Genomic DNA, 14548 nt, shown 5'->3' with positions numbered 1-14548 from the left:
GAGCGGACGGGGCTCGGCGAGCGGCGGCGACGGAGGAAGAGAGGGAAGGGGAGAAGGAGGAAGGGCGGCGGGGTTCCCCGGCACCGGGCGGTCGCCGGTACGGGATCGCCGGTGCCCTCGGGCCTCGTGCTCGTGGTCGACTCGGACTGCTGCGTCATCGCGGAGGCTCCCGTCGCTCGGCCTCCTCGCGGAGATCGCCGAAGACCGACCCCAGGAGGGCCAACGCGCGGTGCACGTGCGGCAGTTCCAGCGGCGACGGGGAGCCGAGGGATTCCTCCCGTTCCTCGTCGGTGGAGCCGAGCAGCGGTCCGGTGCCGAGGCGGAAGCGGAGGGAGGCGAGGTCGTCGCCGAAGCGGTGTCCGCCCGGCGCGGGCATGCCGAGCCGGGCGGAGAGCCAGTCCTCCAGGTCCTGCGCGTCGCCGACACCGTGCGCGCCGAGGGCCGAGCGGAGCGGGCCGAGGTCGACGTACAGGTGCCGGCCGGCCTGCGGAGGGCGCGCGACGGCCCCCGCGGCGGTGACCAGGCGGTGGGCGGCGTCGGCCACGCGCGCGTGCAGGCGTACGGCGGCGGTGAGCCGTTCGGTGATCGCGGCGGGCTCGCCGAGGGCGTACGCGGCCGCCGCCGCGACCGGTTCGGCAACGCGCGCGCCCAGCACGGTGAGCACGTCGAGGACGCGGGAACGCAGGGACGCGCCCGCCTCGTTGTCGGGGAAGCGGGCGACGGCGGCGGGCCAGCCCTGTGGCAGGAAGGCACCCGCGAGGTCGGTGATCACACAGACGTCGTCGGGAAGCATCTCGGCGGGGCTGAGCAGCACGGTGTCCCGCGGCTCGTGCAGGGTGTCGCGCCAGGTCTCGTCGCTGACGATGTGCAGCCCCGCTCCCGCCGCGGCCTCCACGGCCTCGTGCACCACCTCGGGCGGGGCGACGGTGGCGGTCGGGTCGTCGGCGACGGACAGCAGGAGCAGCCGCGGGTCGCCGCCTTCCGCGCGGACCCTGCGGACGGTTTCCAGGAGGGCGTACGGATCGGGGACGCCGCCGCACTCCGCGGGCGTCGCCACATGGAACACGGACTTGCCCAGCAGGCGTGCCTGCGGCGCCCACCACGCGGCACACGGGCGGGTCACGAGGATGTCGCCGCCGAGCGCGCCGGTCAGGGCCAGCAGCAGCGCGGCGGCTCCGGGGGCGGCCGCCACCCGGTCGGGCGCGGCACGCAGTCCGCGCCGGGTCCAGTAACCGCTGGCCGCGTCGAGGAGCACGGGGCCGCCACCGCAGGGCTCGGCGGCGGAGCGGTCGGCGGCCGCGGCCAGCACGGAACGGAGTTCCGGCAGCACGGGCAGGCCCTGGTCGGGCAGGGGCGGACCGTACCGGACCGGTCCGTGGCCTTCGGGGTCCGTCCGCCGCATACCTGCCTCCGCACCGTGGATGCCGCCGTTCCCTGTTCCGGAGCCTGCCTGCCCGTGCGGTTCCGGGTGCCTTCGCGCCCCTCGTACGACTACCTCTGCCAGCTCCGCCGTCGGCGCAGCCGGTGCAGCCGGTGCGCGGCCGCGCCCAGGGCACCGGCGATCAGCAACCCGCCGGTGACCAGGGCCGGCACGGAGTCCGTGAAGACACCGCCCTCACCGGCGTGCACGCCCCGCCGGCCGCCGGGCGGGCGCTCGGCCGCTCCGGTGCCGGTCCCCCTGTCGGGCACATGGGTCGCCGTGGCGCCGCGGGCCACGGCGTACGACGCGGTCCACTGCTTCCCTTGACCGCCCGGGGGCGCGGGACAGATCCCGCCGACGTTCCACCGTCCGTCGGCGCCCCCGGTGTCGGGGGCCGCCTCGTCCGGGCCCACCGTGCCGGGGACGGTGACGGCGGGACCCACGGCGTCCGGGCTCACCGGCTCGGGGACCGTGTCGGGCCCCACGACGTCCGGGCCCAGGTCGTCGGGGCCCACCGTGTCGGGGCCGGCCGAATCCGGGCCGGCCGAGTCCGGGCCCGCCGAGTCCGGGCCGAGGGTGTCCGGAGCGACCGTGTCCGGACTGTCGGTGCCGGGGATCAGCGCGTCGTGGGCCGCGGGGTCGTCCGCGCCGGAAGCGGGGGCCTGGGCATCGGGCCCGACGGTGTCCGAGGCCCCGGCGGCGGGGTTCACCGCCTCCGCACGAACGTCCGCGCGCGCCCCGCCGGAATTCTTCGCGTCGGAGCCGCCCGACGCGCCGGAGCCGAGCGTGCCGGGGCTCACCTCGTCGAAGCCCCGCCCCGTGTCGTCGGACCCTCGGGTGGCCGGGTCGGCGGCCGGATCGGACTCGCCGGACGCGATGTGGGCGGTGCCGCTGTAGGAGGCGGCACCCGCGGCGGCCGGGCCGGCGCCCTCGACGCGGTGAAGCTGGACCTTGCCGTCCTGGAAACCCTGGGAACTGGCGTCGATGGAGTCGGGCAGGGTCCCCCCGATCGCGTCGCAGCTCACCGTGACGGTGACGGTGCCGCCGGGTTCGACGGAGCCCGGACTGACCTCCGCGGCCGGATCCGCGGCCGCGCCCGACGCGGCGGCGCCGAGAGCGGCGCCGGCCAGGGCGGTGGCGTACAGGACACGGGCGGTACGGCGCATGAGCGGGGCTCCTTCGGCGGGCTGCGGTCCGAGAGCCACGGCCGTCGTGTCCCTCGGAGCCATCAGAGCCCGCCGTACCGCCGGGCGCGAACGGCCGGGCACCATTCGCGGGAAAGCGGGGCCCGAGCGGGTGACATCACGGGCGGGGCGCGACCGGTCCCCCGTACACGCCGTGCGACGGCGCCCGCGCCCGAAACCCGCCTCCGTCGAGAGCCCCGTAGACCCCGAAGTCCGAGCCGTACGACCCCCGCGGCCCGAGCCCCGGGGACCCCCGAGGCCGGAGCCCGAACGACCCCGGAGCCGGAATCAGCCGGGCCTCAGGCCGCGTCGCGCATGATCTGGTCGCGCAGCCGGTTGCAGCAGCGGCTGATGAGGCGGGAGACGTGCATCTGGGAGATGCCCAGTTCGTCGGCGATACGGCTCTGCGTCATGTCGCTGAAGAACCGCATGTAGAGGATGGCGCGTTCCCGCTCGGACAGGGCCTGGAGCCTGGGTTTGACGGCCTCGCGGTCGATGACGGTGTCGAGGGCCGGATCGGGCGCGCCGAGGGCGTCGCTGAGGGAGTAGCCGTCCTCGCTGCCCGGCAGTTCGGCGTCCAGAGAGAGCGCGGTGAAGCTCTCCAGGGCCTCCAGACCCGTGCGGACGTCCTCCTCGCTCATGCCGGCGTGCTCGGCCATCTCGGCGACCGTGGGCCTGCGGCCCGGAATGGTCTGGGACAGGTCCTGTGCGGCGAAGCGGACCCGGTTGCGCAGGTCCTGGACCCGGCGCGGCACGTGCAGGGTCCACATGTGGTCACGGAAGTGACGCTTGATCTCGCCGGTGATCGTCGGCACCGCGTAGCTCTCGAAGGCGTTGCCGAGCTCGGGGTCGTAGCGGTCGACGGCCTTGACCAGCCCGAGCGAGGCGACCTGGCGCAGGTCCTCGTAGCTCTCGCCGCGGCTGCGGAAGCGGCCCGCGAGTCGCTCGGCCATCGGCAGCCAGGACTCGACGATCTCGGCACGGAGCGCGTCGCGCTGCTGTCCCGGCGGGAGCGTGGCGAGCCTGCGGAACGCCTCTCCGGTGTCGGGGGCGTCGTCGTGCGGATGGTGCGTCGCGCTCGCTTGGGTTCGCATGGTGCGTCGCAACTCCCTCGATGGTGCCATGTGATGGACAGTCATCGTGGGAACGCACCCGTGCACCGGACGAGTACACCCATGGCGCGGCTGGCCGCTCCCACGGACGTGCCTCCTGTCCGAAGCACTGCAGTGGCGTCTGCCCCGCGCCATGCGGGGCAAACACCCTTCCATTCTCCCCGGCTTCGGACCACGCGTCCTCCCGGGGCCCCCTGACCGGCGCTCGGGTCAGGGGCGGCGTCCGACCAGGCAGAGGAGTTTCGTCTGGACGTCGGCGCCGGGCGGGGGCTCCTCCGGGGCCGCGAAGAGTCCGCTCCTCTCCAGTTCCGCCGCGTGCGGGGTGACCTCGCGGACCGCGAAGGACAGCAGATCGTCGGGGAGTTGTTCGTCGGCGCCGATGGCGCGGGACAGGTCCCAGGTGTGGACCGTCAGGTCGGTGACGAGCTGCGCACAGTAGTCCTCCGCCGGCAGGTCCGCGAAGGAGAGATGGACCGTACGGTCGAGCGCGCCGGGCTCGGCGAACACCGCGCGGGAGGCGTCGGCCACGGCCTCCCAGGCGGCGACGGGGTCGGGACCGAGCAGATCGCCGTCCAAGCCGTCGCCGACCGAGTCGACGGTAGCGCCGTCGCGGACCAGCGCGGGCACCCACGCCTGCTCGGAGACGAGATGGCCCACGAGGTCGCGCACGCTCCAGCCGGTGCAGGGCGTGGGGGCCTCCCACTGGTCGTCGCGGACCGCGTGGACCCTGCGGCCGAAGAGCTCCAGGGCCTCCGTCTGCCGGGTCAGGACCGGATGCGGGTCGGTCATGCCGGCGGCACCCCCGCGGGTCCGCGTTCCCGGGCACCGTCACGGGTACGGGCCGCCGCGACGCGTCGCCGCGGGTGGCGGCGCAGATACTCGCCCTCCAACTGGGCCATGCGCACGTTGTGGGTGTGCAGCGCGTCGTTCGAGCCGTGCAACAGCGTGTCGTGGCGGGTGCGGTGGATGGCCTCCAGCTCTTTCATGAGCTGCTGATCGTCCAGCCGGCCCGGGTCGACTCCGGTCATGGTGCTACCCCGCTCGTCGTGGCCGTCGGTGCGGTCCGGGCATCCGCCCCGGGCAGACACTGCCCCGAGCGGCGTCCGGGAGGGAGCCGTGGATCGAGACCCACTCCCTCCACTCTACGAACATCCGGGGTGCCGGGCCTCCCCGGAACGTGCCCGGCACCCCGCGCCCCCACCGGGGCCCCGCCCGGGCGGGGCCTCCGCTCCCGCCCGCCTACCGCTCGCGGTCCCCGTCCGCCCACCGCTCACGCGTCCCGCCGCCTACCGCGCACGCTCCACGCGGCGCTCGTCCCACACCGGCTCCCGTGTCTCCCGTACGCGGCCGTCCGAGCCGAAGACCAGGTAACGGTCGAAGGAGCGGGCGAACCAGCGGTCGTGGGTGACCGACAGCACCGTCCCCTCGTACGCCTCGAGGCCCTCCTGGAGCGCCTCCGCGGACTCCAGGTCGAGGTTGTCGGTCGGCTCGTCCAGCAGCAGGGCCGTCGAGCCCTCCAGCTCCAGCAGCAAGATCTGGAAACGCGCCTGCTGGCCGCCCGACAGCTTCTCGAAGCGCTGCTCGGCCTGGGCGGTCAGCTCGTAGCGGCGCAGCCGGGACATCGCCGCTCCGCGGTCCTGCGCGTGCTCGGTCCACAGGATGTCCAGGAGCGCGCGGCCCTCCAGTTCCGGATGGGCGTGGGTCTGCGCGAAGTGGCCGGCGACCACGCGGGCGCCGAGCTTCCACTCACCGGTGTGCGCGACGTCGCCGCCCGCGAGGAGCCGCAGGAAGTGCGACTTTCCCGAACCGTTGGAGCCGAGGACGGCGACGCGCTCGCCGTAATAGATCTCCAGGTCGAAGGGCTTCATCAGGCCGGTGAGCTCAAGCCCCTTGCAGGTCACCGCCCGCACACCGGTACGCCCGCCGTGCAGCCGCATCTTGATGTCCTGCTCGCGCGGCGGCTCCGGAGGCGGTCCGGCCTCCTCGAACTTGCGCAGCCGGGTCTGCGCCGCCGCGTAGCGGGACGCCATCTCATGGCTGACGGCGGCCGCCTGACGGAGGTTCAGCACCAGCTTCTTGAGCTGCGCGTGCTTCTCGTCCCAGCGCCTGCGCAGCTCCTCGAAGCGCGCGAACCGCTCGCGCCTGGCCTCGTGGTAGGTCGCGAAACCGGCGCCGTGCACCCAGGCGTCCGCTCCGGCCGGGCCGGGCTCGACGCTGACGATCTTCTGGGCGGCGCGGGCGAGGAGTTCGCGGTCGTGGGAGACGAACAGAACGGTCTTGCGGGTCTCCTTGAGCCGCTCCTCCAGCCAGCGCTTGCCGGGCACGTCGAGGTAGTTGTCCGGCTCGTCGAGAAGCAGCACCTCGTCGGTGCCGCGCAGCAGCGCCTCCAGCACCAGGCGCTTCTGCTCGCCTCCGGAGAGGGTCCTGACCAGGCGCCACTGGGCCTTCTCGTAGGGGACGCCGAGGGCGGCCATCGTGCACATGTCCCAGAGGGTCTCGGCCTCGTACCCGCGGACCTCGGCCCAGTCGGACAGTGCCTGCGCGTAGCGGAGCTGTGACGCCTCGTCCTCGACGGTCATCATCGCGTGCTCGGCGGCGTCCACGGCCTCGGCCGCCTGGCGGATGCGGGGCGGGGCCACGGAGACGAGCAGCTCGCGCACGGTCGTCTCGTCGCGTACGGACCCCACGAACTGCCGCATCACCCCGAGGCCGCCGCCGACGTTCACGGTCCCGCCGTGGGGTTTGATCTCCCCCGAGATCAGCCGCAGCAGCGTCGTCTTCCCGGCGCCGTTCGGACCCACCAGGGCCACGACGGCGCCCTCCCCCACCCGAAACGACACATCGCCGAGCAGCGCCCTCCCGTCGGGAAGGTAGTACTCAAGGTGTGCGGCTTCGAGATGTCCCATGGGCAGGCATTCTCCGGGGAGCGGGGGTGCGGGGCAAACGCGTTTGCGACGACGGGCCCGGAGAGCGGGGGCGGGAACCGCCTGATCCGGGGTAGACGGAGCCGCATGACCACGACCCCGGTTGTCGACCTGACCGCCCTCGTACCGGGCCGCCACGCCCTTCGGGACCGCCTCCTCGCCCTGGACTGCCGGCTCTTCGAGGCGGTCGCGGCGCGGCACTGGCCGGGCGGCGACCCCGTGCTGCCGCGGCTGAGCCGGGGCGCGAACCACGGTGTGCTGTGGTTCGCGACGGCCGCCGCCGTGGCGGCGAGCCGCACCCCGCGGGCCCGCCGGGCCGCCGCGCGGGGTGTCGCCTCGCTCGCCCTGGCCTCCGCCGCGATCAACACCGTCGGCAAGCGCTCGGTGCGCCGCACCCGCCCCGGGCTCGGTCCGGTCCCCGCCGTCCGGCAGCTCAAGCGGCAGCCGATCACCACGTCGTTCCCGTCGGGGCACGCCGCGTCCGCCGCCGCCTTCGCGACGGGGGTGGCACTGGAGTCCCGTGGCTGGGGCGCGGCCGTCGCACCGCTGGCCGCGGCCGTGGCACTGTCCCGCGTCTACACCGGCGTCCACTTCCCGAGCGATGTCGTGGCCGGTGCGGTCCTGGGTGTCGGGGCCGCGTACGCGGTGCGCGCGCTGGTGCCCACCCGGGGCCGGCCCGCCCCGCCCGGCCGTCCGCGCACGGACGCGCCCGCGCTGGCCGGCGGCGAGGGCGAGGGGCTGATCATGGTGGCCAACACGGCTTCGGGCACCGTCGAGCGGGTCGGGGCGCTGGCCGGCGCGTTGCCGCGGGCGGAGATCGTGGAATGCGAGCCCCACGGCATACGGGAGGAGCTGGAGAAGGCGGCGGCCCGTGCCCGGGTGCTGGGCGTGTGCGGCGGCGACGGCACGGTGAACACCGCGGCCGAGGTCGCCCTGCGCCACGGGATCCCCCTGGCCGTTCTGCCGGGCGGCACGCTCAACCACTTCGCCCACGACCTCGGCGTGGAGGGCGAACGCGATCTGGTCCGCGCGCTCCAGGAGGGCGAGGCGGTCCAGGTGGACGTGGGCCGGTTCGCGTCCGGCGGCAGGAACGGCATCTTCCTCAACACCTGCAGCCTGGGCATCTACCCGGAGTTGGTGCGTGAACGGGAGAACTGGTCCAAGGTGATCGGCAGTTGGCCCGCCGGAGTGCTGGGCGCGCTGCGCGTGCTGCGCGCGGACCACCACCCGCTGCGGGCCGAACTCGGCGGCCGCAGCCACCCGTTGTGGCTCCTGTTCGCGGGCAACGGCACCTATCACCGGATGGGCCTGGCTCCCGCCCGCCGCTTCGACCTCGCGGACGGGCGCCTCGACGTACGGGTCGTGCACGGGGGCCGCCATCCCGCGATGCGGCTGCTGGCCGCGGCCTTCGCGGGTCCGCTCACCCGCTCGCCGGCCCACGCGGCCGTACGGGTGGGCCGGCTGCGCATCGAGGGCGTCGCGCCCGGCACGCTGCTGGCCTACGACGGTGAAGTCACCGAGGTGAGCGGCGAGGTGACGCTGTACAAGAGCCGTGAGGCGCTGACCGTCTACAGCCCGCTTCCCGCGCACTGACCAGGCACCCCTCTCCTGTTGTCCACATGGCAAGATACTGGTCTCATCATTCGACATGACCGCGTACGGTGATGACATCGCCTCAGGGAGTGCGCGCACGCCCGGGAGCCCGTACGACGAGAAGGGGATCGGTCATGTCTCAGTCACAGTCGAAACCGCAGGAGACCGCCGTCTACACGCACGGCCATCACGAGTCGGTGCTCCGGTCGCACACCTGGCGCACAGCGGCCAACTCGGCGGCCTACCTGCTCGAATCGCTGAAGCCGCACATGAAGATCCTGGACATCGGCTGCGGACCGGGCACCATCACGGCGGACCTGGCCGAACGGGTGCCGGACGGCCAGGTCACCGGCGTCGACCACGCCCCCGGCATCCTGGACCAGGCACGCCGGACGGCGGCCGAACGCGGCCTGGGCAACGTCGAGTTCGCCGTCGCCGACGTCCACGCGCTGGAGTACCCGGACGACACGTTCTGCGTGGTCCACGCCCACCAGGTGCTCCAGCACGTAGGTGATCCGGTCCAGGCGCTGCGCGAGATGCACCGGGTCACCAAGCCCGGCGGGATCATCGCGGTCCGCGATTCGGACTACTCGGCCATGACCTGGTATCCGGCGGTGCCGGGCATGGACGACTGGCAGGACCTGTATCTGAGGGTGGCCCGCGCCAACGGGGGCGAGCCCGACGCCGGCCGCCGTCTCAAGGCATGGGCACGCGCGGCCGGCATCCGGGACATCACGGCCACGTCGAGCACCTGGACCTTCGCCACCGAGGACGAGCGGGCGTGGTGGAGCGGACTGTGGGCCGACCGAACGGTGGCCTCGGCGTACGCGGAGCGGGCGACGCAAGGGGGCCATGCCACCACGGAGGAACTGCGGGCGGTGTCGGACGCCTGGCGGGAGTGGGGACGGCAGCAGGACGGCTGGTTCTCCGTGCTGCACGGAGAGATCCTCTGCCGAAAGACGGCGTGACACCGCTGGGGGAAATCGGGGGGAACGACCGCGCGCGGTCCGGGAGGCGAACGGCTGCGCGCGGTCCAGGTCCAGGGCCTCCCGCTGCCCGGGCCGCTCGCTCCGCGCCGCTCAGCCCGTACAGCTCGTGAGACCGGTGAACCCCGTGAGGCCCGCGAACCCGGTGAGGCCCGTGGATCCCGTGAAGGAGTACGCCGCCCACGGTCCCGTCAGCTCCACCCGCATCCCCGGCTCCTCACCCTCGCTGTTCACCCGTTCCACGAAGGCCCCCGAGTCCGCGCGCGGCACCAGATAGGCCGCGTCGAGGACTCTGTGCCCCGCTTCGCCGGGAGACGCCTCTCGGGACGAGGCCGGGGTCGTCGGGGTCAGCAGCCGGTTGTCCTCGGCGCACTCGGAGAGGGTGTGGTGCAGCCGGCGCGTGAACGCGTCAGCGTGTTCGGGGGCGGTATCGGCGTACACCCGCACATCCCATTCCACGCGTCCGTCGAGCCGGTCGAGCGTCCGCAGGAAGTCCTCCCTGCGTTCGTCGATCATCACGCGTACGCCGCTGTCGTCCCGCAGGACGGTCGCGAGCCGGAGCGGCAGCGGGCTGGTGACGGCGGTGAGCGCGTCGAGGACGCCCTGGTGGGCACGGGCCGTCGCCTCCAGCCAGTGGACGTCCTCCAGCCTGCGGCGCAGCGGCTCGGCGTCGAAATCACGCTCCGGGACCGAGCCGACCACGGCGATCAGGTCGCCGTGGCGCAGCAGTCTGGGCGGGACGCCGCCGACCCCGGTCAGCTCGACGGACAGCGCCGCCGGGAAGGGGCGGCAGATCGCGTAGACGTAGCGCAGAGCGCTCATGAATCTCCTCCCGCGCTTCCACTCGCACCCCCGCGGCGTACTGACCATGGTGCCCTCCGGACACGGGTCAGCGCACCATGGCCGTCTCGACCAGCAGACGGCCCGCCGCCGCGATCGACTCGGCGTCGATGCCCGCGGCGTGGAGCTGCTCGTCCGGGCGCGCGGAGCCCGGCATCGTACGGACGGCGAGGCGTACCAGCCGGGGCACGGGGCGGCCGTCGGTGAAGGCGTCGAGCACCGCGTCCCCGAGGCCGCCCTCCTCCCGGTGGTCCTCCACCGTGACCAGGCAGCCGGTCTCCTCCGCGGCCTCGCGCAGGGTCGCGCGGTCCACCGGCTTCACCGAGTAGAGGTCGATCACCCGGGCCTGGATGCCCTCGCGGTCGAGCGCCTCCGCGGCGGCCAGCGCCTCGTGGACGGTGACACCCGCGGCGACGAGCGTGAGCCGGTCGTCGGCGGAGGCGCGGAGCACCTTGCTGCCGCCGACGGGGAACTCCTCGGTGGCGCTGTAGATGACGGGGCTGTCACCCCGAGAGGTGCGCAGATAGCGGATGCCCTCCAGGCCCGCCATCGTGGCGACGAGCTTCCCCGTCTGGTTGGCGTCGCACGGGTACAGCACGGTCGAGCCGTACACGGACCGGAACATCGCCAGGTCCTCCAGGCCCATCTGCGAAGGCCCGTCCTGGCCGATGGCGACGCCCGCGTGGGAGCCGACGAGGTTGATTCCGGCACCGCTGACGGCGGCCATGCGGACGAAGTCGTGGGCCCGGGTGAGGAAGGCCGCGAACGTCGAGGCGTACGGCACCCAGCCGCGCGCGGCCATGCCGACGGCGGTGGCGACGAGCTGCTGCTCGGCGATGTAGCACTCGAAGTAGCGCTCGGGGTGTTCCTTGGCGAAGAACTCGGCACGGGTCGAGTCGCCGACCTCGCCGTCCAGCGCGACGACGTCGCCGCGGGCGTCGCCGAGCGCGGCGAGCGCCTTTCCGAAGGCGTCACGGGTGGCGACCTGGTCACCGGTCTCGTACCGCGGCAGGTCGAGGTGTCCGGACCGTACGGCGTGCAGCATCCTGGCGGCGGGCGGCGGCTGGACCGCGACCCGGTGGTCGTGCACCCCGCCGAGTTCGGCGATCGCCGCGTCGGCGTCCGGCAGCGGTTTGCCGTGCATGCCCTCGCGGTCCTGGACCGATGCCACGCCCTTGCCCTTGAGGGTGCGGGCGAGGATCACGGTGGGCCGTCCGCTCGTGGAGTCCGCCTCGGCGAAGGCCCGGTCGATCGCGTCCACGTCGTGTCCGTCGATCTCGACGGTCTGCCAGCCGAAGGCCGCGAACCGGCGCGCGTACGCGTCGAGGTCGTGTCCGTGCCGGGTCGGCCCGCGCTGGCCCAGGCGGTTGACGTCGACGATGGCGGTCAGGTTGTCGAGGTGCTCGTACCCCGCGTGTTCGGCGGCCTCCCACACGGAGCCCTCGGCGAGTTCGCTGTCGCCGCACAGCACCCGGACGCGGTATCCGGTGCGGTCGAGCCGCTTTCCGGCGAGCGCGATGCCGACCCCGACGGGCAGTCCCTGGCCGAGTGATCCGGTGGCGGTCTCGACCCACGGGAGCCGCCGGGGCGTGGGATGCCCTTCGAGCCGGCTGCCGGCCTTGCGGAAGGTGAGCAGCTCGGCCTCGTTCAGCGCGCCGGCCGCCTTGTACGCGGCGTACAGGAGCGGTGAGGCGTGTCCCTTGGAAAGCACGAAACGGTCGTTGCCGGGATGCCGGGGGCGCTCGAAGTCGTAGCGCGTGTGGTTGGCCAGCAGGACCGCCATCAGGTCGGCGGCGGACATGGACGACGTCGGGTGTCCCGAGCCCGCGGCGTCGGCGGCCCGGACGCTGTCGACGCGCAGTTGCCGGGCCAGGTCGTTGAGCTCGCGTGTGTTCATGGTGTTCCTTCCCTGCCTGCGGCGGTTTCCGGACAGCTCGGCGCTCCGGCCTCCCCTCGCCGGCGCGGGCGAGGCCGGTCTCCGCCCGCCGTACGGGCTTTCCGCGTCCCCCCGACCCGGGGACCCAAACACGGGCATGCCCGGAGTTTCACGGCCCCCGGAACCCGGGGTGCTCTCTCATCGCGCCCGTTGCAGCCGGACCTCGGGGTCGCCGGAGGGGTCCGTGTCCGCGCCGGGGACGTCGGGCGGCCCGGACGGGATCGGCGGGTACATCGGGCCCATGCCGCAGGGCGGGGACTCGGGCGCGTGGCATCTACGACCCGCGCGGGCGGGGTGAGCGTCCAGATGCTTCAGATGATCCGGGTGATCCGGGTGATCCGGGTGCTCGATGCGCTTCACCGCCCGCGGGTACCCGCGCGGCCGGACAGGTACCGGACACAGCACGGAACCGCCCGGGTGCCGTGGGCGATCGTCCGGGCCGATCTCCCGTGCCGCGCGACGGCCTCGGGTGCACCACCCGGCGGTGGCGCACCCGAGGCCGTCGTCACGAGGAACCCGGGGACGGACGCCTCAGGGCGTGGTCGGCGGCCGCATGCGGAAGTCGTAGCGCGCCGGCAGCGGGTCGTCGGCGATCCGGGACCACAGCCGGTCGATGGTCTCCGCCCCTTCGCGCAGGTCGGCGACCTCGAAGCCCGCGTCGAAGATCGCCCGCGCGTCCTCACGGCGATCCTCGGCGAGCAGCAGTCGGGCCTCGATGAGGCGGAACCTGCCGCGGTCCCGGGTCCTGGGGTGCAGCCGCTCCCACACGGCACGCGCCTGCGCCGGACGGCGGGCCTTCAGCAGCGCCTCGATGGCCTCGCTGCCGAGCGCGGCGGTCACGGCGGTCCACCGTTCCCCGTCGTCGCGCCGCTCCCGGCACAGATCGTCGAAGGCCTCGGCGTAACGGTCGGCGGCCCGCTCGTCGTTGCCCGCCTCCTGGTCGGCGACGGCGAGGCAGCGCAGCAACGGCCAGAGCGACGGGGCGAGTTCGAGGGCCCGCTCCCAGCTCCGTACGGCCTGGGCCACGTCTCCGGCATGCCACTGCGCGACGCCGAGGTGGTACTCGGCGGCCGGGGTGGCGGGGGCCGTCTCCAGCATGTCGCGCCAGTGCGACGCCACCAGTGTCTCGCCGGGCGGCCCGACCCGCCGGAGCTCGGGGAAGGCGCCGGAGCTCAGCAGTTCCCGCCACGGCTCCTGGTCCTGGCCGAGCGTGCTCTCCTCGAAGGGCGTTCCGGGCAATTTGTGGGCGGCGCGCAGGACTTCGAGCGCGCCCCAGCCGGAACCGACGGCGAGGACCTCGCCGGGCGCGGTGTCGGCGTGCGGCAGCCAGGCGGCGTACGCGGCGTCGACCGCGGCGCGGGAGAGGGCGCTCTCCAGCCGGCCCTCGGCCTCCGCCCGGGCAGCCTCCCAGTCCGCCCCGTGCGCCGTCTCCGCGCTCACGGACAGCGGCCCGTACGCCTCCAGCCAGGAGACGTCGCTCTCGGCCTCGAGCCGTACGTGTTCGAGCTGGGTACGGGCGAGTCCGGCCTGGATCTCGCAGTACCCGCCGGTCCCCGGCTCGGTGAGCCACTCCTGCCAGCGCCGGCCACCGGGTCCCGAGCCCCAGACGAAGAGCTTGCGTCCGCGCAGGACGTCGGTGGACGTCTGGACCAGGCCCTCGCCCGAGCCGTCGACCGCGGCGATCCAGCGGCGCCGCCCGTCGGGCACCTCGTAGAAGTAGTCGGCGGGGAAGGTGCTGTTGAGGGGGTACGTCCGGTCGGTCCCGTCGTACGCCGGCACGGGCACCCGGCGCAGCCGTCGCTCGTAGCCGAAGTGCCAGGCCTCCTCGGCGGGGGCGAGCACTCTGCGCTCCTCGGGGACCGCGATGTTGGACCACCAGTAGAGCGGGGCGGGCCTCTCGTGCGGGTTGCGGACGCGGACGCCGACGTACAGGAAGTCGGAGCCGTCCGGCAGCCACAGATCGACCTGGAAGGGGAGGTCGCGCAGGCGTTCCCACTCCCACAGGCGCAGCATCTCGCCGCCGTCCGGGGCGGGGACGCGGGCCGCGTGGACGGGTGAGCACGACAGGGTGGTGTGCCCGGTCGCTCCGATGTTCCACTCGATGCCGCCGGAGAACCAGGCGCCGTTGAGGGCGAAGCAGGCCGGCTGGAGCACCGGGTTGGTGTAGAGCAGTTCCGTCTCGGTGGGCTTGTGGAAGAGCGAGACGATGCGGCCGCCGTACCCGGGCAGCACGGTGGCACGCAGCCGGTCGTTCTCGATCACTATCGTGTCGAGTTCGCGCGGTGTCCTCTCTCGCTCGTACCCGTCGCGTATGCGTTCGGGCAGCACGCTGCGCAGCGGCTCGTACCCGATCTGCCGGGCCATGTCGCCCGGCAGGCCGACGCGGTCGCGGTCGTCGATCTGGTGCATCTCGTCGAGGGGCCGCAGGGGCGGCAGCGGGTTGCTCGGGCCCAGTTCAGCCGCCGGGAGGGCCAGTACGTCACGTCGGATCGTCGTCACGACGACCATGGAACATGGTGATCGGCCCGCTGACCAGGGTGTCCGCTCATCAGA

11 protein-coding genes are annotated in these 14548 nt (G+C 73.8%); 2 read left to right on the top strand and 9 right to left on the bottom strand.

The window, feature by feature from the left end:
• Positions 1-154: 154 nt before the first annotated feature.
• The 6 genes from ACWEBX_RS20920 to ACWEBX_RS20895 form a co-directional block, all read right to left on the bottom strand.
• Positions 155-1402, bottom strand: coding sequence for an aminotransferase class I/II-fold pyridoxal phosphate-dependent enzyme (locus tag ACWEBX_RS20920; protein WP_451886329.1), 1248 nt, complete (start codon positions 1400-1402; stop codon positions 155-157).
• An 89-nt stretch (positions 1403-1491) separates the two neighbouring features.
• Positions 1492-2586 carry a hypothetical protein gene (locus ACWEBX_RS20915; RefSeq protein ID WP_451886328.1) on the bottom strand — a complete coding sequence of 365 codons (1095 nt, stop codon included), beginning with the start codon at positions 2584-2586 and terminating at the stop codon, positions 1492-1494.
• 317 nt (positions 2587-2903) lie between these two features.
• Positions 2904-3698: an RNA polymerase sigma factor SigF gene (locus tag ACWEBX_RS20910; RefSeq protein WP_451886327.1), complete on the bottom strand. Its 795-nt coding sequence runs from the start codon at positions 3696-3698 to the stop codon at positions 2904-2906.
• A gap of 228 nt (positions 3699-3926) precedes the next feature.
• Positions 3927-4505 (bottom strand): TIGR03086 family metal-binding protein, encoded by a 579-nt coding sequence (locus tag ACWEBX_RS20905; protein WP_451886326.1) that lies wholly within the window; start codon positions 4503-4505, stop codon positions 3927-3929.
• Positions 4502-4744 carry a DUF6158 family protein gene (locus ACWEBX_RS20900; RefSeq protein ID WP_384783740.1) on the bottom strand — a complete coding sequence of 81 codons (243 nt, stop codon included), beginning with the start codon at positions 4742-4744 and terminating at the stop codon, positions 4502-4504. Before ACWEBX_RS20900 ends, ACWEBX_RS20905 begins: the two co-directional genes overlap by 4 nt.
• A 258-nt stretch (positions 4745-5002) precedes the next feature.
• Positions 5003-6622, bottom strand: a complete 1620-nt coding sequence (locus ACWEBX_RS20895) for an ABC-F family ATP-binding cassette domain-containing protein (protein ID WP_451886325.1) — start codon at positions 6620-6622, stop codon at positions 5003-5005.
• A 105-nt stretch (positions 6623-6727) separates the two neighbouring features.
• Here ACWEBX_RS20895 and ACWEBX_RS20890 point away from each other — a divergent pair, with 105 nt between their 5' ends.
• Both ACWEBX_RS20890 and ACWEBX_RS20885 read left to right on the top strand, forming a co-directional pair.
• Positions 6728-8233 carry a phosphatase PAP2 family protein gene (locus ACWEBX_RS20890; protein ID WP_451886324.1) on the top strand — a complete coding sequence of 502 codons (1506 nt, stop codon included), beginning with the start codon at positions 6728-6730 and terminating at the stop codon, positions 8231-8233.
• A 134-nt stretch (positions 8234-8367) separates the two neighbouring features.
• Positions 8368-9201 (top strand): class I SAM-dependent methyltransferase, encoded by an 834-nt coding sequence (locus ACWEBX_RS20885; protein ID WP_451886323.1) that lies wholly within the window; start codon positions 8368-8370, stop codon positions 9199-9201.
• 111 nt (positions 9202-9312) lie between these two features.
• Here the strand turns inward: ACWEBX_RS20885 and ACWEBX_RS20880 are convergent, their stop codons facing one another.
• From ACWEBX_RS20880 to ACWEBX_RS20870, 3 genes are all read right to left on the bottom strand, one after another.
• The gene (locus ACWEBX_RS20880) at positions 9313-10041 is read right to left on the bottom strand and encodes a GvpL/GvpF family gas vesicle protein (RefSeq protein WP_451886322.1); all 729 of its coding nucleotides are present in this window, start codon (positions 10039-10041) and stop codon (positions 9313-9315) included.
• Between the two features lie 67 nt (positions 10042-10108).
• The gene (locus ACWEBX_RS20875) at positions 10109-12094 is read right to left on the bottom strand and encodes a transketolase (protein ID WP_451886321.1); all 1986 of its coding nucleotides are present in this window, start codon (positions 12092-12094) and stop codon (positions 10109-10111) included.
• 432 nt (positions 12095-12526) lie between these two features.
• Entirely contained in the window at positions 12527-14503 is a 1977-nt protein-coding gene (locus tag ACWEBX_RS20870) for a DUF5107 domain-containing protein (RefSeq protein WP_451886320.1), read from the bottom strand.
• Positions 14504-14548: the final 45 nt, after the last annotated feature.

Source organism: Streptomyces sp. NPDC005070 (assembly GCF_053600395.1).
The sequence above is the reverse complement of the archived record's forward strand: the minus strand, read 5'-3'. Positions and strand labels throughout refer to the sequence as shown.

Excerpts from the sequence above, each read along its gene's own strand:
- ACWEBX_RS20920 (WP_451886329.1), bottom strand. The coding sequence starts at position 1,402 with ATGCGGCGGACGGACCCCGAAGGCCACGGACCGGTCCGGTACGGTCCG.
- ACWEBX_RS20915 (WP_451886328.1), bottom strand. The coding sequence starts at position 2,586 with ATGCGCCGTACCGCCCGTGTCCTGTACGCCACCGCCCTGGCCGGCGCC.
- ACWEBX_RS20910 (WP_451886327.1), bottom strand. The coding sequence starts at position 3,698 with ATGCGAACCCAAGCGAGCGCGACGCACCATCCGCACGACGACGCCCCC.
- ACWEBX_RS20905 (WP_451886326.1), bottom strand. The coding sequence starts at position 4,505 with ATGACCGACCCGCATCCGGTCCTGACCCGGCAGACGGAGGCCCTGGAG.
- ACWEBX_RS20900 (WP_384783740.1), bottom strand. The coding sequence starts at position 4,744 with ATGACCGGAGTCGACCCGGGCCGGCTGGACGATCAGCAGCTCATGAAA.
- ACWEBX_RS20895 (WP_451886325.1), bottom strand. The coding sequence starts at position 6,622 with ATGGGACATCTCGAAGCCGCACACCTTGAGTACTACCTTCCCGACGGG.
- ACWEBX_RS20890 (WP_451886324.1), top strand. The coding sequence starts at position 6,728 with ATGACCACGACCCCGGTTGTCGACCTGACCGCCCTCGTACCGGGCCGC.
- ACWEBX_RS20885 (WP_451886323.1), top strand. The coding sequence starts at position 8,368 with ATGTCTCAGTCACAGTCGAAACCGCAGGAGACCGCCGTCTACACGCAC.
- ACWEBX_RS20880 (WP_451886322.1), bottom strand. The coding sequence starts at position 10,041 with ATGAGCGCTCTGCGCTACGTCTACGCGATCTGCCGCCCCTTCCCGGCG.
- ACWEBX_RS20875 (WP_451886321.1), bottom strand. The coding sequence starts at position 12,094 with ATGCCCGTGTTTGGGTCCCCGGGTCGGGGGGACGCGGAAAGCCCGTAC.
- ACWEBX_RS20870 (WP_451886320.1), bottom strand. The coding sequence starts at position 14,503 with ATGGTCGTCGTGACGACGATCCGACGTGACGTACTGGCCCTCCCGGCG.